At 39.0% G+C, this 22,591-nt stretch carries 27 protein-coding genes and 2 riboswitches; of the genes, 1 reads left to right on the top strand and 26 read right to left on the bottom strand.

Annotated features, from left to right (window positions below; genetic code table 11):
• Positions 1-5: 5 nt before the first annotated feature.
• Positions 6-191, bottom strand: a riboswitch (cobalamin riboswitch).
• 112 nt (positions 192-303) lie between these two features.
• The 14 genes from KUV80_RS03265 to KUV80_RS03200 all read right to left on the bottom strand — a co-directional run bounded on the left by KUV80_RS03265 (position 304) and on the right by KUV80_RS03200 (position 13,055).
• Positions 304-2,091 carry an ATP-binding protein gene (locus KUV80_RS03265; protein WP_222461240.1) on the bottom strand — a complete coding sequence of 596 codons (1,788 nt, stop codon included), beginning with the start codon at positions 2,089-2,091 and terminating at the stop codon, positions 304-306.
• A complete protein-coding gene (locus KUV80_RS03260; RefSeq protein ID WP_222461239.1) occupies positions 2,088-2,804 on the bottom strand; it encodes a response regulator transcription factor in 717 nt (238 codons plus the stop codon). Before KUV80_RS03260 ends, KUV80_RS03265 begins: the two co-directional genes overlap by 4 nt.
• Before the next feature lie 164 nt (positions 2,805-2,968).
• On the bottom strand, positions 2,969-4,156 hold the full coding sequence (gene ccsB / locus KUV80_RS03255) for a c-type cytochrome biogenesis protein CcsB (RefSeq protein ID WP_222461238.1): 1,188 nt from the start codon (positions 4,154-4,156) through the stop codon (positions 2,969-2,971).
• Between the two features lie 24 nt (positions 4,157-4,180).
• The gene (gene resB, locus KUV80_RS03250) at positions 4,181-5,788 is read right to left on the bottom strand and encodes a cytochrome c biogenesis protein ResB (RefSeq protein WP_276516581.1); all 1,608 of its coding nucleotides are present in this window, start codon (positions 5,786-5,788) and stop codon (positions 4,181-4,183) included.
• A 12-nt stretch (positions 5,789-5,800) separates the two neighbouring features.
• Positions 5,801-6,325: a thiol-disulfide oxidoreductase ResA gene (resA, locus tag KUV80_RS03245; protein WP_276516580.1), complete on the bottom strand. Its 525-nt coding sequence runs from the start codon at positions 6,323-6,325 to the stop codon at positions 5,801-5,803.
• A gap of 54 nt (positions 6,326-6,379) precedes the next feature.
• The gene (locus tag KUV80_RS03240) at positions 6,380-7,126 is read right to left on the bottom strand and encodes a pseudouridine synthase (RefSeq protein ID WP_222461235.1); all 747 of its coding nucleotides are present in this window, start codon (positions 7,124-7,126) and stop codon (positions 6,380-6,382) included.
• A gap of 99 nt (positions 7,127-7,225) precedes the next feature.
• On the bottom strand, positions 7,226-7,753 hold the full coding sequence (locus tag KUV80_RS03235) for a spore maturation protein (RefSeq protein WP_222461234.1): 528 nt from the start codon (positions 7,751-7,753) through the stop codon (positions 7,226-7,228).
• Position 7,754: 1 nt separating this feature from the next.
• Positions 7,755-8,348 (bottom strand): nucleoside recognition domain-containing protein, encoded by a 594-nt coding sequence (locus tag KUV80_RS03230; RefSeq protein ID WP_222461233.1) that lies wholly within the window; start codon positions 8,346-8,348, stop codon positions 7,755-7,757.
• Positions 8,342-9,511, bottom strand: coding sequence for a D-alanyl-D-alanine carboxypeptidase family protein (locus tag KUV80_RS03225; protein WP_222461232.1), 1,170 nt, complete (start codon positions 9,509-9,511; stop codon positions 8,342-8,344). The genes KUV80_RS03230 and KUV80_RS03225 overlap by 7 nt, the downstream gene beginning before the upstream one ends.
• Before the next feature lie 80 nt (positions 9,512-9,591).
• Positions 9,592-10,146 (bottom strand): isoprenylcysteine carboxyl methyltransferase family protein, encoded by a 555-nt coding sequence (locus tag KUV80_RS03220; RefSeq protein ID WP_222461231.1) that lies wholly within the window; start codon positions 10,144-10,146, stop codon positions 9,592-9,594.
• A gap of 1 nt (position 10,147) precedes the next feature.
• Positions 10,148-11,230, bottom strand: coding sequence for a type III polyketide synthase (locus tag KUV80_RS03215; RefSeq protein WP_222461230.1), 1,083 nt, complete (start codon positions 11,228-11,230; stop codon positions 10,148-10,150).
• A 107-nt stretch (positions 11,231-11,337) separates the two neighbouring features.
• Entirely contained in the window at positions 11,338-11,697 is a 360-nt protein-coding gene (locus KUV80_RS03210; RefSeq protein ID WP_222461229.1) for a hypothetical protein, read from the bottom strand.
• Between the two features lie 14 nt (positions 11,698-11,711).
• Positions 11,712-12,305, bottom strand: a complete 594-nt coding sequence (scpB, locus tag KUV80_RS03205) for an SMC-Scp complex subunit ScpB (protein ID WP_222461228.1) — start codon at positions 12,303-12,305, stop codon at positions 11,712-11,714.
• A gap of 6 nt (positions 12,306-12,311) precedes the next feature.
• On the bottom strand, positions 12,312-13,055 hold the full coding sequence (locus tag KUV80_RS03200; RefSeq protein WP_222461227.1) for a segregation/condensation protein A: 744 nt from the start codon (positions 13,053-13,055) through the stop codon (positions 12,312-12,314).
• A gap of 137 nt (positions 13,056-13,192) precedes the next feature.
• Here KUV80_RS03200 and KUV80_RS03195 point away from each other — a divergent pair, with 137 nt between their 5' ends.
• A complete protein-coding gene (locus tag KUV80_RS03195; RefSeq protein ID WP_222461226.1) occupies positions 13,193-13,705 on the top strand; it encodes a DUF309 domain-containing protein in 513 nt (170 codons plus the stop codon).
• Positions 13,706-13,772: 67 nt separating this feature from the next.
• Here KUV80_RS03195 and KUV80_RS03190 read toward each other — a convergent pair whose 3' ends face one another.
• The 12 genes from KUV80_RS03190 to spoIIAA all read right to left on the bottom strand — a co-directional run bounded on the left by KUV80_RS03190 (position 13,773) and on the right by spoIIAA (position 22,546).
• A complete protein-coding gene (locus KUV80_RS03190) occupies positions 13,773-14,207 on the bottom strand; it encodes a peptidylprolyl isomerase (protein WP_222461225.1) in 435 nt (144 codons plus the stop codon).
• Between the two features lie 69 nt (positions 14,208-14,276).
• Positions 14,277-15,599, bottom strand: a complete 1,323-nt coding sequence (lysA, locus tag KUV80_RS03185; protein WP_222461224.1) for a diaminopimelate decarboxylase — start codon at positions 15,597-15,599, stop codon at positions 14,277-14,279.
• A 93-nt stretch (positions 15,600-15,692) separates the two neighbouring features.
• Positions 15,693-15,868: riboswitch (Lysine riboswitch) on the bottom strand.
• Between the two features lie 66 nt (positions 15,869-15,934).
• Positions 15,935-17,410 carry a spore germination protein gene (locus KUV80_RS03180; protein WP_222461223.1) on the bottom strand — a complete coding sequence of 492 codons (1,476 nt, stop codon included), beginning with the start codon at positions 17,408-17,410 and terminating at the stop codon, positions 15,935-15,937.
• Positions 17,376-17,969 (bottom strand): stage V sporulation protein AE, encoded by a 594-nt coding sequence (locus tag KUV80_RS03175; protein WP_222461222.1) that lies wholly within the window; start codon positions 17,967-17,969, stop codon positions 17,376-17,378. The genes KUV80_RS03180 and KUV80_RS03175 overlap by 35 nt, the downstream gene beginning before the upstream one ends.
• Positions 17,970-17,977: 8 nt before the next feature.
• Positions 17,978-18,328: a stage V sporulation protein AE gene (gene spoVAE / locus KUV80_RS03170; RefSeq protein ID WP_222461221.1), complete on the bottom strand. Its 351-nt coding sequence runs from the start codon at positions 18,326-18,328 to the stop codon at positions 17,978-17,980.
• Between the two features lies 1 nt (position 18,329).
• Positions 18,330-19,346, bottom strand: a complete 1,017-nt coding sequence (gene spoVAD, locus KUV80_RS03165; RefSeq protein ID WP_222461220.1) for a stage V sporulation protein AD — start codon at positions 19,344-19,346, stop codon at positions 18,330-18,332.
• An 11-nt stretch (positions 19,347-19,357) separates the two neighbouring features.
• A complete protein-coding gene (spoVAC, locus tag KUV80_RS03160) occupies positions 19,358-19,813 on the bottom strand; it encodes a stage V sporulation protein AC (protein WP_222461219.1) in 456 nt (151 codons plus the stop codon).
• 18 nt (positions 19,814-19,831) lie between these two features.
• A complete protein-coding gene (locus KUV80_RS03155) occupies positions 19,832-20,254 on the bottom strand; it encodes a stage V sporulation protein AB (RefSeq protein ID WP_222461218.1) in 423 nt (140 codons plus the stop codon).
• The gene (locus KUV80_RS03150) at positions 20,244-20,864 is read right to left on the bottom strand and encodes a stage V sporulation protein AA (RefSeq protein WP_222461217.1); all 621 of its coding nucleotides are present in this window, start codon (positions 20,862-20,864) and stop codon (positions 20,244-20,246) included. Before KUV80_RS03150 ends, KUV80_RS03155 begins: the two co-directional genes overlap by 11 nt.
• A gap of 118 nt (positions 20,865-20,982) precedes the next feature.
• Positions 20,983-21,741, bottom strand: coding sequence for an RNA polymerase sporulation sigma factor SigF (gene sigF, locus KUV80_RS03145; RefSeq protein WP_222461216.1), 759 nt, complete (start codon positions 21,739-21,741; stop codon positions 20,983-20,985).
• 12 nt (positions 21,742-21,753) lie between these two features.
• Positions 21,754-22,194, bottom strand: a complete 441-nt coding sequence (gene spoIIAB / locus KUV80_RS03140; RefSeq protein ID WP_222461215.1) for an anti-sigma F factor — start codon at positions 22,192-22,194, stop codon at positions 21,754-21,756.
• Between the two features lies 1 nt (position 22,195).
• Positions 22,196-22,546, bottom strand: a complete 351-nt coding sequence (gene spoIIAA / locus KUV80_RS03135) for an anti-sigma F factor antagonist (protein ID WP_222461214.1) — start codon at positions 22,544-22,546, stop codon at positions 22,196-22,198.
• Positions 22,547-22,591 lie beyond the last annotated feature (45 nt).

Genomic DNA, 22,591 nt, shown 5'->3' with positions numbered 1-22,591 from the left:
TAGGTCATGTTACGTAAAAACAGGCAGGTCTCCTGGCTCATGATCATCGTCCCCTAACACCTTCCCGTTATGAACAGTGGTTTAGTCGTTAGGTTTCTCACAATTACAGTGGCGGGACCGCAACGGAATTTAACCGTTTTCCCTATTATGCTCGTCCTTAAGTGGACAGCACCTGTTTTAAAACATCCTATGAAATTATTAACTACACTTCCAATTATAACGTAATGCAATATTTTGTGAACGTATTTTTAAAAATTTTTTTTGTTCCTTATGAAACAAGATTAATCGGGAAAGATTGATAATTTATTTCATCATTCGTGGAATTACAAAAGAAAATGTCGTTCCTTCATTATTTTTGCTATGAACATTGATCTGTCCCCCATGCGCTTCAACAATGTTTCTTGCGATTGCAAGTCCAAGGCCCGTTCCCCCTGATTTACCTCTCGTTCTCGCTTTATCACCTTTATAAAAACGCTCAAATACAAATGGAAGATCTTCTTCTTTGATCCCTGACCCATTATCTTTAATAAAAAACTTTACGGCTCTTTCACTTGATTCTAGAGAGAGATTTACAAAACCACCATGCGAGGTGTGGCGAATCGCATTATCGATTAAGTTTGTCAGCACTTGTTCAATCCGATCAGGATCGATCTCCATTTCTTTTTGAACACCGGCTAGATCAAGATTTAATTGAATATCCCTTTCTTTTGCAGGACCCTGAAACTTTCGCACAATCCGTTCCACAAATGGAACGATGGGGGTAGTTGAATAATGAAGCTTCATATGACCTGCTTCTAATCTGGCTAAATCCAAAAGCTCGTTTACGAGTCTTCCCATTCTTTTTGATTCATCTAAAATAATACCTGCTAGTTCTTTCTTTTCTTCTTCTGACTCAGCGATACCATCTACGATAGCCTCACTGTATCCTTGAAGCATAGAGATCGGGGTCTTTAATTCATGTGAAACATTTGCCACAAAGTCTTCTCTTAATTTATCCATGCGTCTTTCTTCTGTCATATCCCGCAGGACTGCTACCGCTCCGCGAATGACGGAATGATCGTATAGAGGGGTCATGACAACAACCCAAGACCTTCCTTGAATATCAACTTCTGTCATTTGTTCACTCTCTAATGAAACGACTTGCTGATAAAGCCGGGTGACTTCTTTAGGAACGCTTCCTTCTGCTTCCGTCTTCATCCCTGATTCATAATAGTAAGCTTGTAAAAATCGGTCTGCTGGGGGATTTGTAACCAATATATTCATTTTTCGATCAAATGTAATAACGCCATCAGCCATTGAGCTTAAAACACTAGTTAGCTGCTCTTTTTCCTGATTAAGCGCTGTAATATTACTTTTAAGCTGCCGTCCCATCCGATTAAATGTCATTCCAAGTTCACCAATCTCATCATGAGTTAGGATTGGCACCTTCATATCAAATTCACCTTTTGCTACAGATGTTGCCGCTTCTCTCATCTTTCTAAGTGGAGCTGTAATTCGTGTTGATAGGAAAAAAGCAAAGATTGTAGTTAGTATAATTGCTATACCAGCGGCTAAGAAAATAAGGTATTTTGTTTGATCTGTCGTTTTCTTAATGTTTTCGATGGATTGATAAACATACACGCCACCGGCATTTTGTCCATTCCCATACGGTTCACCGTAAATGATCATCGTATGTTCTAATTCTTTCCCGTTTGCACGAATGGGAAAGTCACCATTGATGTAGATGTTTTTTTTCTTTTGGATAACATTTGACAATTTTTCATCCTCATTAAAAACAGAAACAGGGATGGTGGGAGTTTCACCTTGTGTTTCAGTTGAAATGAATGACTCTTGATTCTTATCAATAATCATGATGGACATCGAATAAGCCTCAGCCATTTCCCTTGTAATGCGAATGGCTTCTTCCTTATTTGAATCATTCTCCATAATCAAAACTAGCCGATCAGCCATTTTTGTTAATTGTTCCTTTGCTTGTTCATCATAAAAATTTTCAAAGAATTGGGTAAGCAATATCGTTAATAACGTTAGTACAACTGATACTAATAACAATATTGTTACCCAGAGTTTACCTACAACACTTCGCCAAATCATTCATTTCCCGCCTCGAATTTATATCCAACTCCCCAAACGGTTGCAATCATGGAAGCTGCATCAGGAGAAACTTTGTTCAATTTTTCCCGAAGTCTTTTTACATGAGTATCTACAGTTCTAAGATCACCAAAAAACTCATAATTCCAAACATCCTTTAACAGCTGCTCACGGGCATAAACTTTGTCTGGTGTTTTAGCCAGATAATAAAGAAGTTCATATTCCTTTGGTGTTAAGTTTACTTCTTTTCCTCCAGCTGTTACCCGGTGAGCATCATGATCAATCGTCAGATGCTTAAAAACGACTACGTTTTTGGCAACGGTTTCTGTTTGAAGAAATTTAGTTGGTGATGATCTTCTTAAAAGTGCTTTTACACGCAAGATCACTTCTCTCGGGCTAAAAGGTTTAGCGATATAATCATCTGTACCCGCTTCAAAGCCTTGAATCCTGTTTAATTCTTCACCTTTAGCGGTTAGCATAATAACGGGAGTTGCTTTCTTTTCCCGGAGTTTCTCGCAAACTTCTATCCCGTCCATCCCAGGTAACATAAGGTCAAGCAGAATAAGATCAAAATTAATGGAAACAGCCATTTGAAGTGCGTCTTCTCCGTTTTCTGCTTCATGTACTTCATAATTTTCTCTTTCCAAATACATCGTTAATAGCTTGCGAATTCGTTCTTCGTCATCAACAACAAGAATTTTAGCTTCCGTATTCATTTTCAGTCCTCCACAAGAAATCATTATTAAAACCAATTATTCCTTAAATATCCTGTTTCTATCATACATGAAGTAATCATGTTCAAACAAACGAGAAACATCTTACCCCCATTTACAAAAAAGCCTCTCTTAAAGAAGAGAGACTTTCTTTTCATGAATAACCCTTAAGCATAAGAATGCAATCCGACTAAAACGAGGTTAACTGCAATTAAGTTAAACGTGATGATCCAAAATCCAAGCACACATAACCATGCTGATTTTTCACCATGCCAGCCCCTTGAAAGTCTCAAGTGAAGATAGGCCGCGTAAAACAAGAATGTAATCAGTGCCCAAACCTCTTTTGGATCCCAGCCCCAAAATCTAGACCACGCTTGCTGAGCCCAGATCATTGCAAAAATGAGCGCACCTAGCGTGAAGATAGGAAACCCGATGGCAACAGCTCGATAACTAATTTCATCAAGAAGTTCAGGATTCATATTGTTAACTTTAGACTGAAGCGCTGCGGAAATCCTTTTTCTTAAGATTAAGCGAAGCAATCCATAAATAATTAACCCTGCAACGAGAGACCATATGAACGTATTTAACTTGATTGATGCATCAACACCGTTCATCCAAGATGGTGTCGAAAAGAGCGGTCCAAAGCCTTCATCTAGCTGCTTTCCGTTCGCTGGTCCTGCTAAAGCAGGCATTTCGTAAACAATTTTTGTCGGCTGATTGTTTTCGTTCATCATTTCAAAGCTCGTTTCGTACCCTGTCCCTTTAAACGCTAAAGATACAACGATAAAACCAACAACGCTTAATAAACTGTAAAGTATGATTTCCAGCCACTTCGTCTTTTTCGTTGAAACGGATTGATCAACCGTTCGGATTAAATAAATAAGTCCGGAAACGAATGAAATAGCAAGTATCCCTTCGCCAAGAGCCGCCGTAGTTACGTGAATTTTTAACCAATCACTCTGCAAGGCAGGAATTAACGGTGATATTTCTCTTGGAAACATGCTTGCATATGAAATAACAAGGACAGCCACTGGCATCGCGAAAACACCAAGGCCATTCGTGCGGTAGATGATATATAAAATGATAAATGCTAGAACCATCATCATGCCAAAGAACGTTGTAAACTCAAACAAATTGCTTACAGGTGCATGCCCGCTAGCGATCCATCTTGTAATGAAATAACCGAGTTGAAATAGAAAACCCGCGCAAGCACTAATAAAGCCTATTCTTCCCCATCTTTTTGTATAAGCGGCCTTTGATTGCTTTTTATCAGAAATTGACATCGCAAAGAAAAGGGTTGAAAACAAATAGATAATAAATGCGCTATATAAAAGCGTACTGCTTAATTCCGACATCTTATACCCTCCTGCCTAACGGTACTACTTAATAGAATCTATTTCTTTATCTTCCAATGGTGTTAAATTCGTTTTGTCCGACAAGAACTCCAAATCCTTTTTTAAGCCATACCAGTTTTTATTCGTATGTGCCGCAGCCCAGATTCCGTCTTCATTTTGTTTAATCCAAATTCTTCTGTAATTCCAATATAATCCTTGTGTTACCCCAATCATAAAAATGATGCCGCCAAGGGCAATGATCCATAATGTATGGTCTTTTCTGACGGTTAACGCCGTTAAATCCTTCGTTTCAATTCCAGCAAAAGACATCTTAAATTGATTGTCACCTGATTCGATGTTTTTTTGAATCCCAACGAATGCTTTCTCTCCTTTTGGTGTTGAGGGAGAATACATAGCAAACACAAAAGCAGGATTATCTGGCAAGTTGTTTACCGTAGCTGGTTGATTATGTTCATTTAAAACAAAGTTTGGATAATAATCTAAAATTTCAACCCGATACCCGTTTCCTAAGTCATACTCTGTTTCTGGTTCATGCAGATCTACTGTTAAATCACCAAAGAATTTACCTGTTGATTTTTCTTCGAGTTTAAAACTCATTTTATAAAATTCATTTAGCTTAAAATCAGTTTGATAGAGTGCGAATGAATCAAACTTGAACGGTTCGTTTACCCGAATCACGCCATCTTTAACTTTTAGAAGTTTCGGTTCTTCCCCGATCGTATGGGCAGGTTCTGTTTTATACAAAGTGACATTACTTTGATAATTTTTAGCTACCTCGCCATCAACGGAACTTAATGCTGAATTAAACTTTTTATCGTTCTTATCATACATCTCCAAAATAAAATCATTGTTTTCTAAGTAAAACTGTCCTTCATCACTTTTAGTCCCTGGAATGGATGCTTTTTCTCCTTCTCTTACCCAGAGTATCTCGTCCACATACATGCCTGGAAAGAAACGAAGCATCGCTCCTGTAAGAAAAATAATTAACCCAACATGGTTGACATATGCGCCCCATCTTGAAAAACGTCCTTTTTCAGCAAAAAGGTTTCCCTCTTCCTCACGAACCTTGTATCTTAATGTTTCCAGTGAATATTTGATCTCTTCCATTTCAACATCATGAGAGACGGACAATAAACGCTGATTTTTCATGAATTGATCATGTCTTGTAACCCTCTGTGTTTTAAGAGCTTTATATAAAGGAATTCCTCGATCCAGACTCGCAATAATGATGGATAACCCTAACATTCCGAGCAAGATAATAAACCACCATGATCCGTAAAGATTATGAAAGCCTAATAAATAATAGATGAATCCTAAAGTCCCATATTCACTCTCATAATGAGAGGCGGGATCAACATTTGGCGGTATAAACATTTCTTGTGGAAAGATCGTTCCAATCGCTGCTGCCACTAGAATAGTGACGATTAACCAAACCCCAACCTTTACAGATGAAAAGAAGTTCCATACTCGATCAACAATCGTCGATTTATACGTTTGCGACCTTCTGGCACTTCCTTCATAGCGCATGCTTGACAGTACTTCAACTTCGTTATCCAATGGTTTCCCACAAGCTTGACAAAGACTTGTTCCGTAAGGGTTAGAGTGGCCGCATTCACATAGTTTTGATTGCATCATATCCCCCTCTTACGGCTTGATTTTTTCCATGAATGAAATGATTTTTTCTTCCGATAGTGACTCGCTTGTCCGTTCCACAACTTTTCCGTCTTTATCTACAAGAATCGTTGTCGGTATCGGACCGATTCCGTACGCCTTTGTTACTTCACGTTGTTTATCCATTGGGATTGGGAAGGTCAAATGATATCGTTTAGCAAAATTTTTGACCGATACATTCGTTTCACTCACATTTACTGCAAGAATTTCTACACCTTGCTCCTTATACGCCTCATATTGCCTTTGCATATATGGCATCTCCCGTTCACAAGGCTTACACCATGTACCCCAAAAGTTTAAGAATACCCCTTTACCTCGATAATCTTCAAGTTCTACTCGATTGCCATCCAGATCTGTCAGTACAAAGTTAGGAGCTCTATCTCCTTTGCTTATGTATGTACCTGTCTCTTCAAAGATACTGTTATAAATGGTATAACCGACCGCTATAACCAATATGGCAAGCAGAGCAGAGCGAAACCATAATCTTTTTTTCTTCAACTTCATCCGCTCCCTTTTTGCCGCTTCCATTTTACTATAACTTGAAAAAAAAGCCTATCTACGGCTTTTTTTTGACGTTTGTGTGACAGCCATATTTCTTAGCTGTTTTATTTCATGTGGCGTTAATTCTCTAAACTCACCTGGATTCAGTCCTCTAAGATCTAGAAATCCGTATCTTTCTCGTTTTAACTTCATGACTGGACAGCCAATGGCTTCTAACATTCGCTTTACTTGTCGATTCTTTCCTTCATGAATCGTCAATTCAACGATTGCCGTTCCTTTCTTTTTATCGATGGACATGACTTTAACATGTGCAGGTGCTGTCATTCCATCCTCAAGGCGGATACCACGTTCAAGCTGCTTAATTTTTTCTCTTGGCGGTATGCCTTTTACTTTTGCAATATACACTTTATCAAGCTGATATCGCGGGTGCATTAAAACGTTCGCAAATTCTCCGTCATTTGTCATGATAATGGCACCTGTTGTGTCATAATCCAATCTCCCGACAGGAAAAACTCGCTGCTCAATAAGGTCTTTAAAATAATCAGCAACTACTTTTCTTCCCTTATCGTCTGAAACTGCCGTAATAACACCAGAAGGTTTATACATCAAAAAATAAACGGGTTGTTCCCGTTGAATTTGAATTTCATTTACTTCGATCTTATCTTTTGTTCCTACCTTAGTTCCCAATTCTGTTATAACGTTTCCGTTTACTTTTACTTTCCCTTCACGGATTAATTCCTCAGCTTTTCTTCTGGAAGTTATTCCGCTTTGGGCAATTACTTTTTGCAATCGTTCCATGACTTCACCTCATGTCTCATCATACCTTCATTATTCGTAATTCTCAACCTAGATAAACGTAAAAAAGAGCCGCCACGACTCTTTTTGTTCGTTTTATGATTAAAATAGGATAGTAATTGCAACAATTGAAGCTAAAAATCCGATCAAATCAGCAAGGAGGCCAACCTTCAGAGCATATTTCATTTTTTTAATCCCAACTGCCCCAAAATATACCGTCAATACATAAAAGGTCGTGTCGGTACTTCCTTGGATCGTGGAAGCTAAACGGCCAATAAAAGAGTCTGGACCATGGGTGGCAATCAGGTCTGATGTCATACCGAGAGCTCCAGTACCTGATATTGTTCTCATCAAACCGAGCGGAACTACTTCTGCTGGAATATGAAACAATGAAAATATAGGACGCATCGCTACCATAACAAAATCCAGTGCACCAGAAGCTCTGAAAACAGATATAGCAACGAGCATTCCCACTAAAAATGGGATGATACTGATTGCGATGGAAAACCCTTCTTTTCCACCTTCAACGAACGTTTCATATGTTGGTACTTTTTTATATGTTCCATACAACAGAATAAAACCAATAAGGAAAGGGATGAACCAGATCGAAAACGATTGTACGAAACCCATTCTATTTCCCTCCCTTTTGCAAGGAACGGTAATAATAGAATCGGTCAATAAGGATAGCGCCTATCGTAGCAATTCCGGTTGCTAATAGGGTCGGTGCAACGATATCTGTTGGGGACTGCGAGTTGTAACTCATACGTATCGCTATGATTGTAGTAGGAATAAGAGTAATGCTTGAAGTATTAATGGCAAGCAGTGTAATCATAGAACGGCTTGCTTCATTCTTGCCTCCGTTTAATATCTTGAGCTGCTCCATCGCTTTAATCCCCATTGGCGTTGCAGCGTTTCCTAACCCGAGCAAATTTGCAGCCATATTCGATAAAATATAGCCGAGTGCAGGATGGTCAGGTGGAATATCAGGAAACAGCCTTTTTACGATTGGGCGAAACAAAAAGGCCAGCACTTCTAATAAACCACCCTTTTCTGCTATTTTCATAATGCCAAGCCAAAACACAAGTATACTGATCATAGCAAAGCTTAACGTAACCGCTTCTTTTGCACTAGTGAAAATCGCTTCATTTACTTTATCCATGTTTCCGTTAATCGCCGCAACGACAAAACCAATAACCATCATTCCTACCCAGATGTAATTTACCATAGGCGGTCATGCTCCTTGGCAACAAAGAAAAGTCGGTTCAGCATGTTTTTAAAGGATGTCCATAATCCTTCTTCATCAGGTTTTATTAGTGCTTTACCATCATAATAGAGTGGTAGGTCTGCAATTCTTGAACCATCTAATTCTATAAAATACCTACCCACTGGTTTTGGGACTTTTCCATCTTCCCATTTTCCTGACTTCGGTAGTTTGTATAAATGGATGGAAGAAGAGATCTGGCTGATCTCTTCTTTCATTAGTGGGTAAGAAAACGTTCGATTTGATTCTACTTTCCCTTTATACCCTTTATCTTTAATGCTTGAGATCTCTCCCTTGTCTATGAGAGGAACCATATCAAACGAGTGAAAACCCCATTCAAACAAATTCCTGTGATCCTCCCAATCATCCGGATCATTTAGTGTAACAGCAATAAGTTCCATATCGTCCTTCTCTGCTGTTGAAACAAGCGTTCTTTTCGCGCGTTTGGTATACCCTGTCTTTCCTCCTGTTGAGTGGTCGTACAGTTTTAGCATTTTATTTTTGTTCCGCCACACTCTGTCCCATTTTTCACCGGTTTGCTCTGATCGATACACTTTAGTCGATGAAATATCTTTAAACATCTCATTGGTCATGGCGTATCTTGTGAGCAAGGCCATGTCATAAGCGGTAGAATAATGATCCTCATGGGTGTCAAGGCCATGTGGATTACGGAAGCGGGTATGTTTCATCCCGATTTCCTCCGCCTTTTGATTCATAAGATATGCAAACCCGTCCAGGCTTCCACCAACATATTCAGCAATCGCAACAGCCGAATCATTTCCTGATCGAAGCATCAAACCGTACACTAAGTCCTGTAAAGGAATTTTTTCACCTGGTTTTAAATAAAGTGAAGAGCCTTCCGTTTTTGCAGCATGATCTGTAATCGTTATGGTATGCTGCATTTTTCCGGATTCTATTGCAAGAATCGCAGTCATGATTTTCGTAATGCTTGCAATTCTCATCGGACGATGTTCATTACGTCCATATAGAACTCTCCCAGAAGATTGTTCCATTAAGACGGCTGCTTTTGCTGAAACGCCTGGTTCAGCTTTAGCCTCTTGCGGGAAGACAGCAAGGATAAGGGTGCAGATAAAACTATAAATTAAAGGTTTTATGGTACGTTTCATTCTTAATCCCGCCCTTTAGGTGTTTTGTAAAAGTTTATGCAAACAAGGACAGGTTATGAATGGGATTTACTTCCGCTCATTTATTGACTTGGAAAGAATCGATGTTTACTGCCATGACTATTTTCATAATTCGTAAGTTCCATCAATGCTTTTTCTTCTGCTCTGATTCTAACTCGAAGCATAAAGATATTTAATATCGTAAATAGTACCGCTGTGAAATAAGCACCGAATAGGAGAGGGATAACAAGAAGTTCTAACGACACGACTGCGTAGTTAGGGTGTCTCATGTATCGATATGGACCTCTGGCTATCACGTTAGCGCCAGGGAGCAGAATAATCTTCGTATTCCAATAAACACCAAGAGAGGTAATCGCCCATAAGCGAACGATTTGTGCTCCAACAAAAAGAGTTAACGGTAGCAGCCACCATTCGGGAGGCTTTGCAGGCAAGACCATCACTTCTGCAAAGAGAATAACAAAAAAAGAGGTGTGCATGAAAACCATCCATTTATAATGGTCACGTCCCGCTTCAACAGCACCCTTTGACCTCAGAATTTTTTCATTTTTTTTAGCTATTCTGACTTCAAGAAGCCTCTGAACAACAAGAAAACACCAAAAAATAAGAAACCACTTCAATTTATTTCCCCCATTCGACTAAGAGCAGTTCAGAAGAAAAACCTGGTCCAAGAGCTGCCATGATTCCTAAATCTCCTTCTTTCACATCACTTTCCATAAATTTTTTGAGAACATAAAATACGGTTGCAGATGACATATTTCCATTTGTCATTAAAACGTCTTTCGAAATATCTGTTTTAGAGAGTGGTAATCCGAGTGCATCCGTATAGGCTTGTAATACTTTTTTACCTCCTGGATGAGCAATAAAGTGATCAATTTGTTCACCTGTTAAACGATTTCGATTTAAAAACTCATCAACGTTTGGTTTGAGCCAAGTTCTAATGACGTTTGGAATATCTCTTGAAAATACGACATATAGACCAGTATTTTTCACTTCCCATCCCATAACATCTTCAGAATGGGGTTTTAATGTCGACATCGTATCCTTAATGTAGGGTTTTAATGATGCGGACTCCTTACCTGCTCTGGATTCATCTCCACATATTAAAGCACAAGCGACACCATCAGCGAACAAAGATGTTCCGACTAAGTTGCTCTTTGATAAATCTTCATGCTGAAAGGTCAAACTGCATAATTCCACACTCAACACAAGTACATTTGATTTTGGATATGCTTTGCAATAGTCAAAAGCTCTTGAAAATCCAGATGCTCCTCCTGCACAACCTAATCCCCAGATGGGGATTCGTTTCGTATGAGGAGAAAAAGGAAGCATGTTCATAATTCTCGCTTCAATACTCGGTGTTGATATTCCAGAACTGGATATAAAAAAAATAGCATCTATCTCTTCATATGGGATGAAGGAATCCTTTGGTGGGCCAATACACTTTTGAATGCAGTCAGCTCCTAAATTTGTTGCAAAGTCTATGTATAAATCATTCTTTTCTTCAAAACTTCTCTTTTCTTTAAACCATTCAATAGGCATGACAAAATAACGAGAGGAGATCTCTCCATTCTGAAATACCTTTAACAAGCGTTCTATGTCTGAAAAAGCATCCTGAAATAAATTTTTCGCAAATTGCATCGTTTCATCTTGTGATAATTTGTGGGGTGGGTTTACAGTTTCAACAGCTGCTATTAACGGCAAAAGCTCTCTCTCCTTTAACTGAAAGTTCTTTACCTAATTTACCCTAAAACGCGAATTAAAAAACGAGGCATAAAAAAAGCAGCCACAACTGGCTGCTCTTGAATAGATTATTCAAATTTTGTAAGGAATGATTGAAAGGATTCTTTATCTGTATCAATAAACAGACTCCTAAAGTCCTCAAATTGATTAATGTACACTCTTTTTCTATTTTGGTAACTTTTGTTTTTGCAAAGTGCTGCCAGTGATGCGATTTCACGTATCTTATATCTCTTAAGGTATGACTTCCAGAAGGTATGCTGTGTTAATTCTTCTTCTAATTTTTCTTCAAAGTATCGAACATACAAAAGGTGAAAAATATGATCTTCACCATTAACTTCGTATACGGTTTCAGACCGGTTAAAAAAATCCTCAGAAGTATTTGGTTTTTCTTTCTCTAATTCAACCCCAATGATATGACGAATTAACAAAATGCGATTCCCCCTTAAAAATCTTCAGTAGACATTGATTCCTGAAACTTTGAAAAGAACAGATCTGCTTCTTGTTCTACACTCTCTTCTTGTATGTTCTCTGGAAGTGGAGGCAGTTCCTTTATAGACTGTAGTCCAAAATGGTCTAAAAATATTTTTGTTGTTCCATAGAGGATTGCTCTTCCTGTACCTTCAGCTCTACCGACTTCTTTAACAAGCCCCTTAGCCGATAGAGTCTGGAGTGGTTTTTCTGTTTTAACCCCTCTTACGTCTTCAATTTCAGACCTTGTGATCGGCTGTTTATAAGCAATAATAGCTAATGTCTCGAGTGCTGCTTGAGATAGGGTGGAATGACCTGGTGTTTCTACAAGCCTTTCATAAAAAACGGCATGTTCTTGCTTCGTAACAAACTGAAGTGACCCTGCATATTCAACAATGGTCATTCCTCTGTCAGGTGAAAGATAGCTTTCTTTTAGCTCATCGATATATATATCTATTTCTTTACTGTCTTTATCCAGCACCTGTGCAATTTGCTTCCGGTCAATCCCTTCATCCCCACTCACAAAGAGTAACCCTTCAATTACAGCTTTTATTTCATTTCGTTCCAAGTTCCTTTACTCCTCTATCATGGTAATATATATCTCACTAAAATGATCATTCTGCTCACAATTGATCGATTTCACTTTCATCAATTCTAATAACGCTAGAAAGGTGACGACCATGTACTCCTTACTTGCATTATCAAAAAGGTCAGAAAAGCGCTTCTTTCCTCCTACAGATAGCAGTGATTGCTTTATCTGTTCCATCCTCGTCTCAATCGGTATTTCTTGACGTTCGATAGTAGTCTGTTTTGGTGTTCGGATAATTTTTTCTTGAAACACTTTTTGCATCGCCTGTAACATATCATATAAGGTCACATTTGTTACGCGTTTTGCCGTATCCTCTCGTTCAAACTGACTAAGGTCCAGCGGCTCTCTTGTATAAATTAAACTTCTTGCAGCTTCTCTTTCTTTCAGTTCATCCGCAGCAGATTTAAATTTTCTATACTCAATCAGCCTTCTAACGAGTTCTTCTCTTGGATCTTCTTCCATATCCAATTCCATCTGCTGATCTATAAAATCATCTTCATGTTTAGGTAAGAGCATTTTACTTTTAATAGCCAGCAAGGTTGCGGCCATCACAAGATATTCACTTGCTACATCTAATTTTAATTCTTTCATCGTATGTATATAATGCAGGTATTGCTCTGTAATAATGGCTACAGGAATATCATAAATATCCACTTCGTATGTTTGAATTAAATGAAGCAGTAAATCAAGCGGACCTTCAAATCCATCAAGCTTCACACTATATTGCATAACATTTCCCCAGTTTTTATTAACGATTTTTGTATTATAAAATTATATCATATATTCTTTATACCGGAGCTGCATTTTTAATAGGCTTTACCATATGGTAGACTTAAAATGGAATGATAAAGGGGTGTGGACACAAGTTGAAGTATCCGAAAGCTTGGATTGATTATTTGATTTTTTTCCATACAGATCGAGATTATTTTGAATGTCATGAAGTTCTAGAGGAACATTGGAAGAATACAGGAATGAAAGGTGACTGCTGGCCTGGACTCATCCAGATCGCAGTTGCGCTTTACCATCAAAGAAGAGGCAATATGAATGGTTCGAAAAGAATGATTACAAGTGCCATTCAAAAACTAGAAAAAGAAAGAAAAACGCTTCTAGACTTAGGAATAGAAGTGGATCCGTTCTTTGAACAGTTAGAAAAAAGAAAACGCGAGATACATGAAAATAGCAAATATGAGCCTTTCACATTGCCGTTGGCAGCTGCTATCAGAGATATTTGCAAAAGAGAAGCGCTAAAAACTGGTAAGGAGTGGGACACAAAGAAAGACCCAGATGATCAAATAATTCATAAACATCGTGTCAGAGACAGATCTTCTGTTATTGAAGAGAGGCAAAAACAAAAAAGTCAAAAAAACCGAATTTTGTAACTATGCTTATGTTTACCTCAATAAAAAAGAAGCTCCTAAATTTCCTGGAGCTTCTTTTATTATGCTATTATTCTTCCCAAACTTTAACTTCTTTCATTGCGTCACCTTGGCTGATACGCAATACTGAATCCATTCCCTCAGTAACTTGTCCAAAAACGGTATGAACACCATCTAAGTGCGGCTGTGGCTCGTGCACGATGAAGAACTGGCTTCCTCCCGTGTTTCGGCCAGCATGTGCCATTGATAATGAACCAGCAACATGCTTGTGTGGGTTCCCTTCTGTTTCACAAGGGATAGAATAACCAGGTCCACCTGCACCTGTTCCAGTCGGATCTCCGCCTTGAGCGACAAATCCAGGAATTACACGGTGGAATGTTACTCCATTGTAAAACCCTTCGTTTGCCAATTTTTCAAAGTTTTCAACTGTACCTGGTGCGTCTTCTTGATATAGATCAAAAAGGATTTTTTCGCCATTTTCAAATTCAATAGAACCTTTTTTCATTTTAATAGGCCTCCTTCTGTTTCATTACAAGTACCATTGTACGGTGAAATGCTTACTCCGTAAACTAATTTACACAAAAACCTTTGTTTTAAGCGGCAAATCCTGTCTGATTAGGTCTTCATACGTTTCACGTTTTACAACGAGCTGTTCGTCTCCGTTCTCTACAAATACAACTGCTGGACGTCCGATTCGGTTATAATTATTTGCCATGCTGTATCCATATGCACCGGTACATGTTACAGCTAAATAATCTGAATCAGTAACGTTTGGAAGCTCCAAATCCCATATAAGCATATCACCGCTTTCACAGCATTTTCCTGCAATGGATACGGTATTGGATGGCTTTTCGTTCATTTTATTAGCCACGTAAGCATCGTATTTCGCTTGATATAGAGCTGGTCGAATGTTGTCTGTCATTCCCCCGTCTACTGAAACATAATGTCTTACACCTTCTATCTCTTTTTGGGAACCAATTGAGTATATCGTTGTTCCAGCATCACCAACGAGTGATCTTCCAGGTTCAATCCATAATTCCGGCATTTGTTTGTCTTCAAATAAATTCATTTGCCTGCTTACTTCATCAATCATTGCTGTAACATATTGCTCAGGCAGAAGCGGGGTATCTTCGGATGTATATTGGATACCAAAACCTCCCCCTAGATTCACGACTTTCGGGAAAAAATCACATTCTTTATCCCATGTATGAAAATGATTGAACAGCTTTTCGATCGCTAAAGTAAAGCCGTCTGTTTCGAAAATCTGTGATCCGATATGGCAATGTACACCTAAAACTTCAAATAATTCAAAATCGAGGACTTCTTTTAGTGCAGCGTCTGCCTGTCCGTTACCAAGGTCAAAACCAAACTTAGAGTCCTCTTGCCCCGTAATAATATAATCGTGCGTATGGGCTTCAATTCCTGGTGTAAGACGCAACAAAATTTTTATTTTTTGATTTCGCTTTCTGCATAAAGTTTTTAAGAGACTGATTTCAAAGAAATTATCTACCACAATGCACCCGACTCCCGCGTTAAGTGCAAATTCCAATTCCTCAGGACTTTTGTTGTTCCCATGGAAATGTATTCTTTCAGCTGGAAAATCAGCCTGTAAAGCTGTAAAAAGCTCTCCGCCTGAAACTACATCAAGACTTAATCCTTCTTGATCCAAAAGCTGAATAATAGCGATAGATGAGAATGCTTTGCTAGCATAAGCGACTTGATATCCGATACCTTTTTCTTCAAATGCTTTTTTAAACCCTCTTGCTCTATTTTTTATAAGTGCAACATCATATAGATAAAGTGGTGTACCGTATTTTTTGGCAAGATCGATCGTATCCATGCCACCTATCCAAAGATGATGATTTTCTCCAATTTGTGCTGTTCCATGTAAGTTCACAAATAAATCCCCTCTCCATATTGATGGAGAATTAATCCCGACAAATGCAAAAGACAGCCGCAATTGAGGCAGGCTGTCTTGACCGTGCCCTCATGTCGGAATAGCTCTCCACTACGATTGTAGTGACAGTCCGCTGCTTGTTCAGCAGCGACCCAGCATAAAAAGAAATGGACTTCTTTTACACTTCGGCAAATTGACCTTTCGACATATTTCATCGTCTTCCATGAACTCCATATGCTACTGATTCGTTTTGCGCCTCTACCTCAAATGAGGCATATATTTAATTAATAATAAATTCTATCATGTTTTTTTTATATCGACAAGGGACAGATCCATCAATTTGTTGGCTGTTTGTTCGGATTTTGGGGATGAACAATACTTGGTCTTACTTTTGATAGCGGTACTGCAACACGGACGATAATTTGCATAAACGCCTTTGGATTAAAGGGAATGAACGGCCACAGATAAGGAGTGTTCAAATTTTTGATTGTACTCAAGTAAAGAATGAATACCGTTACCCCAATCATGTATCCAGGCACTTTAAAGAGAACAACTAGCCCAATAAGTATGAGTCTGATTACTTTATTCGCTACACTCAGTTCATAGCTTGGTGTCGAGAAAGAACCGATTGCGGCAATGGAAACATATAAAATAACTTCTGGTACAAATAGTCCCACATCAATCGCAATCTGTCCGATAAGAACCGCTGCGATCAAACCCATTGCCGTTGATAATGCACTAGGTGTATGAATGGCGGCTAGCCTTAAAATATCAATCCCTATTTCAGCAAATATAATCTGTAAAAAGAGCGGGATATTCGTACTTTTATTCGGCCCGATGAAATCAATAAAGCCAGGCAACAGTTCTTTTTCCATAGAAAACAAAAGCCACATAGGAACTAAAAAGACAGACATGATCATCCCGCTAAAACGGATCCATCTTAAAAATGCTCCGATAAACGGTGTCTGCCTATACTCTTCAGCATGCTGAACATGATGAAAAAGGGTCGTTGGCGTAATGATAACACTTGGCGATGTATCGGTAATAATAAGTACATGACCTTCCATAAGATGCTGGGCTGCTACATCCGGCCGCTCGGTATATCTTACGAGAGGAAACGGATTCCAGCCTTGTTTCACGATAAATTCTTCAATTGTTTTATCAGCCATTGGAATTCCGTCAATATCAATATTGTTTAATTCTTTCCGGATCGTATCAACGAGACCTGGATCAGCAACATCTTGTATATAAGAAATACATATATCCGTCTTTGATCGTTCTCCGACTTGCAATATTTCGTTGCGAAGTCTTTCATCTCGAATTCTTCTTCTCGTCAATGCTGTATTAATAATGATGTTCTCGGTATAACCATCTCTAGAACCTCTTACAACTTTTTCAATATCTGGTTCTTCTGGCTGTCTGCCTGGATAACTTCTCACATCAACGACAAATGCCTCTTCTTCACCGTCCACGAAAAGTACAATAAGACCTGAAAGCATTCGGTCAACCGCTTCATCCAAAGATTTTGTGAGTTCTACTTGCTGATGAGCTAAATGATTATGTACGATTTCTTTTACTTTCCCCGGTGATCGATGTGCTTCGTCTATATCTAGCAGCTCTTTATAGAGCATAATGATAAATTCACTATCACAAAGACCCGTACAATAATAAAGCTGCAGCTCTTTTTTCATGACAAAAATCTTTCGTACCCCAACGTCAAAACTGATTCCGATACCTAAGCGCTCTTTTAAAAACTTTTCATTCTCATGGATATCTTTACTGATGGGCGTCTTTTGTTTCGCTTGTGCCATATGCTAAGCTCCTTTCTAAAATTAAGTTGATCGCTTTTAATGTGATAGGGGCTCCCTTTTCAACAGCATCAAATCCCGCCATCTTGCCTATATCACCTATCCCGATAACGAAAGGAAGATTCAATTCATCTAAAATGTATACCGTATCACCGTTAATTCTCCCGGTTTCTAAATCTGGCAAACCGCTTTTGTCAATTCCATACTCGGTTAACTCGCCATATCTGTCCAACGAACAATGGACTTTTGTCCATTCTGCATAATGAGTCTTCGCAGCAACTGCAACTGCTCCAATAATCTGAATGTCTGGTTGCTTGTGAATAATCCTCATCGCTTGCTCTCCAGGACCTTCTCCTTTAAATCCGCAATCATCAAACATAACAAGTATAGGATCATGTGGTGTTTCTCGAATCATTTGAACAAGCTCTTCGCCCGTTCTTTTAGATGGATTACCCCATGACTGCGATATACATCGTCCGCCAACTTGCTTTGCAATATATTCAACAACTCGCAGGGCATAAAGATCTCCATCTGTAATAAAAATGACCCGTTTTTTCACCATTTTTCAAATCACCCCTTCGGTTCGAAGATGACTGCAACTAAAAAGCCAAACAATATAGCAGATGATATCCCTGCTGACGTTAACTCAAAAATCCCCATCGCGATTCCAATAAAACCGTGCTCGTCTGCAGCAGCCATAGCACCATGAAGGAGAGAGTGACCAAAACTTGTGATTGGAACTGTTGCACCTGCACCTGCAAATTCGATTAATTTATCATAGATCCCAAATGCATCAAGCAGAGCTCCGAAAACAACAAAGGATGTTGTTACATGTGCAGGAGTTAATTTAAAAATATCCATCATTAATTGTCCGATCACACAGATCGCACCACCCACTACAAAAGCCCAAAAAAATTCCATATTATATGCCTCCTTCCGCCCGTTCTAAAACTACTCCGTGGGCAACAGTAGGTATTGTTTCTTTTTGTTGAACCATAACTGGATTTAACAATGCTCCAGTGGCAACCATAAATACCTTTTTTAAATTCCCTTTACGTATTTCATCCAAGATGTAGCCATAAGTGACGACAGCCGAACACGCACATCCACTTCCCCCTGCAAATACTTGTTGGTCATCACGATAAACCATCAATCCGCAATCTCGATGATTCTTAGAGATATCAAATCCTTGCTCCTTTAACAACATCTTTACAATAGGTGCTCCAACTCCTGAGAGATCACCTGTGGCTATAAGATCATACTCATCAGGCGAAACGTTCATTTCGTTAAAATGCGCTGCAATTGTATCAGCGGCTGCTGGAGCCATTGCTGAACCCATGTCAAAAGGATCTTTTATCCCTAAATCTACAACTTTGCCAACTGTGGCAGAAGTAATTTTTATATCTGAAACTTGTTTGCTTACAAGCGCCGCTCCTGCCCCTGTTACTGTAAAGGTAGCAGTATCTGGCTTTTGACCGCCATACTCTGTGGGATATCTGAACTGTCTTTCCGCCGTCGCGTTGTGAGAGCTTACAGCTGCGATTATCCGATCCGCATAACCGCCGTCCACTAATGCTGCTCCTAACGCAAGAGATTCCATTGAAGTAGAACACGCTCCGAATATACCTAGAAAAGGAATACCATTTCCTCTAGCCGTATAGTTCGCTGAGACTATCTGGTTCAATAAATCTCCTGCGAGCAGAAAATTAATATCTTCAGCCTTTAATTTTGCTTTCTGTAAGCAAGCATCAATTGCATCTTCCATCAGTTGTCTTTCAGCAAGTTCCCAATTTTTTTGATCGCAATGAAGATTGTTATAAGATTTATCAAAGTAACTGCCTAATGGCCCCTCACTTTCCATTGGACCAACAGCCGTTCCTGATGAATTTAAGTAAATGTTATTTGAAAATTTCCACGTCTGTCTGCCTAATAAGCTCATGTCTTCACTCCTCACATTACCTGCTGGAAAATATAGCGGATCATTCCAAAAACGTAAGCAGCAACCGCTCCAAAAACGATTACGGCACCTGCCAATTTAAATAAGTTTGTCGCGACGCCTAAAACTAAGCCTTCACTTTTATGCTCTAACGCAGCACTAGTAACAGCATTTGCAAAGCCTGTGACAGGCACGATGGATCCTGCACCGGCAAATTGGCCAATCTTATCGTAAACACCAAGCCCCGTAAGCAGCGCTGCAAGTAAAATAAGGGTAGCTACTGTTGGATTACCTGCGGTTTCTTCGGAAAAATTAAAAAAGGTCATAAAGAACTTTTGTAACGCCTGACCGATCAAACAGATTAATCCACCAATAATAAAAGCTTTTAAACAATTTAGTACATAAGGTGGTTTAGGCTGAATGGGTTTAATTTTTTTTGCATATGCTTGTTGTTCTTCTTTAGTTGCCATTGTTTTCTTTTCACTTCCTTAATGGTTAATGTAGTACATCCAGTGAAACAACGATCCAGTGATCTTTCCTAACACGATCGCCATTAGAATGAAAATGATCTTTTCTCCAAACCCTACTCGTTTTGCTAATATAGGAAGAACGTTTAGAACCTCTGTTAATGCTGCTGCTAGCATCCCAACAAAGATGCCGGCCAATAAGCCGATAGGAACGAGTATTAATGCAGGAAATGCCAAAGATGCATTCCGTAAGTTCATCCAACCCCCTATCACTGCTCCAAAGATGATACTTAGCTCATAACTTCGAATGAAGCTATATGTTTTAGAAAGCTGCATGAGGCGAGGCACGATACCAAGAACTGTAATTAAAGCTACCAATCCAGAACCGACTGTTATTCCGCCACCAAACCCGATAAAAGCTATGAGTAATACCTTAATTCCCATTGATTTTTTTCTCTGTTTCTTTATTCTCGTGTACGATGACATATTGATCTAGGTCTTGCTGATAATTAAACATTTCTACTTCTAGCGGACTTGGTTCTTCATTAAGTCTTTTTCGAAAGATATGGTTAAAAAATAAGATCATCCCTAACCCAAGTCCGAACGAATAAGGGACTTGAAGCAATAAGGGCTGTTCTTTAAAATGACCAGTAATCATGTAATAGATCTTCTGGTGAACCAGCTGCATGCTAACATCTTCATGAAAATTCATGATGGCAAGAGCTGAACCTGTAAAGAGGAGCAGCCATACGAGAACAAAATAGACAGGAGCCATTGTTTTCTGCTTCATTTGTATTTCTAAAATCGTCTGAGCAGGTCCTACAGTCTGAATGTCTACACCCAGATTTTTTCTCTGAATGGTACCGAACACTCTCATTACATCAATGACAATCAAATGTTTATCCTCAGGAGTCACTTCATGGATAATATATCCCTTTACGAGCCTTTCATTTTCATCTGATGCTACGATTTGCGCAACATCCCCTATCGTAACTTTTTGATGCTGAAGGACTTGAACGCGTTGCCGCATACGAAGGTATATACTTTTATCCAATTTGCATCAGCTCTTTTCTTCAGCGCATTTGTGTTTAGTATGCGATTCGTTAAATCTAATCATGCTAATCAAACGAACACATCCAAAAACTACCATAGAAAAAACCAGTGAAGACTGATTAAGTCTCCAACTGGTTTTTCATAAACGATAATATTTTCTTTTCTAACCTTGACACTTGAACTTGAGAAATGGCTAGCCGCTCTGCTACTTCTGATTGTGTTTGATCCTTAAAATATCTTAAATATACGATAAGCCGTTCACGCTCATCCAGCCTGTCCATAATATCTTTTAACGCAATCTTATCAAACCATTTGCTCTCTGAATGATCTGATATCTGATCAAGAAGTGTTATAGGATCTCCATCATTCTCATAGACAGTTTCATGAATGGACTGGGGAGCTCTTACTGCATCTTGTGCCATGATGACATCTTCAACTGCAACATCGAGAAACTTAGCCACCTCATTGATTGTAGGTGTTCGTCCAAGTGATTTGGATAACTCATCCTTTGCTTTTCGGACTTTGTTTCCGGTCTCTTTTAACGAACGGCTAACTTTTACTGTACCATCGTCCCGGATGAACCTCTGTATTTCTCCAATAATCATCGGAACGGCATACGTCGAAAATCTGACATCATATGATAGATCAAATTTATCAACTGATTTTAATAGACCAATACTGCCGATCTGAAAAAGGTCATCTGCTTCATAACCTCTGTTCAAAAAGCGCTGAACCACAGACCAGACAAGTCTCATGTTCTTTTCCACAATTGTATCACGAGCTTGCTGATCCCCTTCTTGACTTTGTTTAATTAATAACTTTATCTCCTCATCCTTCAGAAACGGTTCGCTTTTGCTGCCTTTCACCTCGACATCCATAGGCATACTCCCTTAATTACACATTGCTTTATTTTTGGTTAAGTATTTTGTCAAGTGAATCGTAGTTCCGAATGACGGTTCTGAGATGACTTCTACTTTATCCATAAAATTCTCCATGATGGTAAAGCCCATCCCTGAACGCTCAAGTTCAGGTTTTGATGTGTAAAGCGGCTGCCTTGCCTGATCTAGATCCGGTATCCCCATTCCTTCATCACGAATTGTTAAGTGAATGGTATCTTCTTCAATCGCTGCTTCAATAAAAACCATACCGTTTGCTTTATTTTCATATCCATGAATAATGGCATTGGTTACCGCTTCAGATACAACTGTCTTGATTTCGGTTAATTCATCTACTGTTGGGTCAATCTGCGCGATAAAAGCCGCAACGGTTACTCGGGCAAAGGACTCATTTTGACTTAAAGCTGAAAATTGTATTCTCATCTCATTTCTCATCTTATGCCACCCCCAACGCCTGAAGGGCCAGCTCTTCATCTTCTTCTAGACGGATAATTTTAAACAACCCAGACATTTCAAAAAGTCTTTTTACTGCAGGTGAGATCGCACAAACCACCATTTCTCCATTCTGGTTCTTGATTTGTTTGTAACGGCCCAAAATAACACCAAGACCTGAGCTATCCATAAAACTTAATCCTTCTAGATTCAGAACAATATGGTTTACGTTGTTTTTCTTTAAAAAATCCTCCACCTGTGACCTAAGCAAGTCAGCTGTATGGTGATCAAGTTCTCCGTCTAAACGGATACATAATACGGTGTGTTTAAGTTCCAAATTGACAGCTAATCCCACGCTATCCTCTCCTTCTTTTATGGATAACGTGAAGTTCTATAAAAA

The sequence above is a fragment of the Fictibacillus nanhaiensis genome (assembly GCF_019801215.1).
GTDB classification, from domain to species: domain Bacteria; phylum Bacillota; class Bacilli; order Bacillales; family Fictibacillaceae; genus Fictibacillus; species Fictibacillus nanhaiensis_C.
Note: the sequence above shows the minus strand (reverse complement) of the source record. Positions and strands in the feature narration are given on the sequence as shown.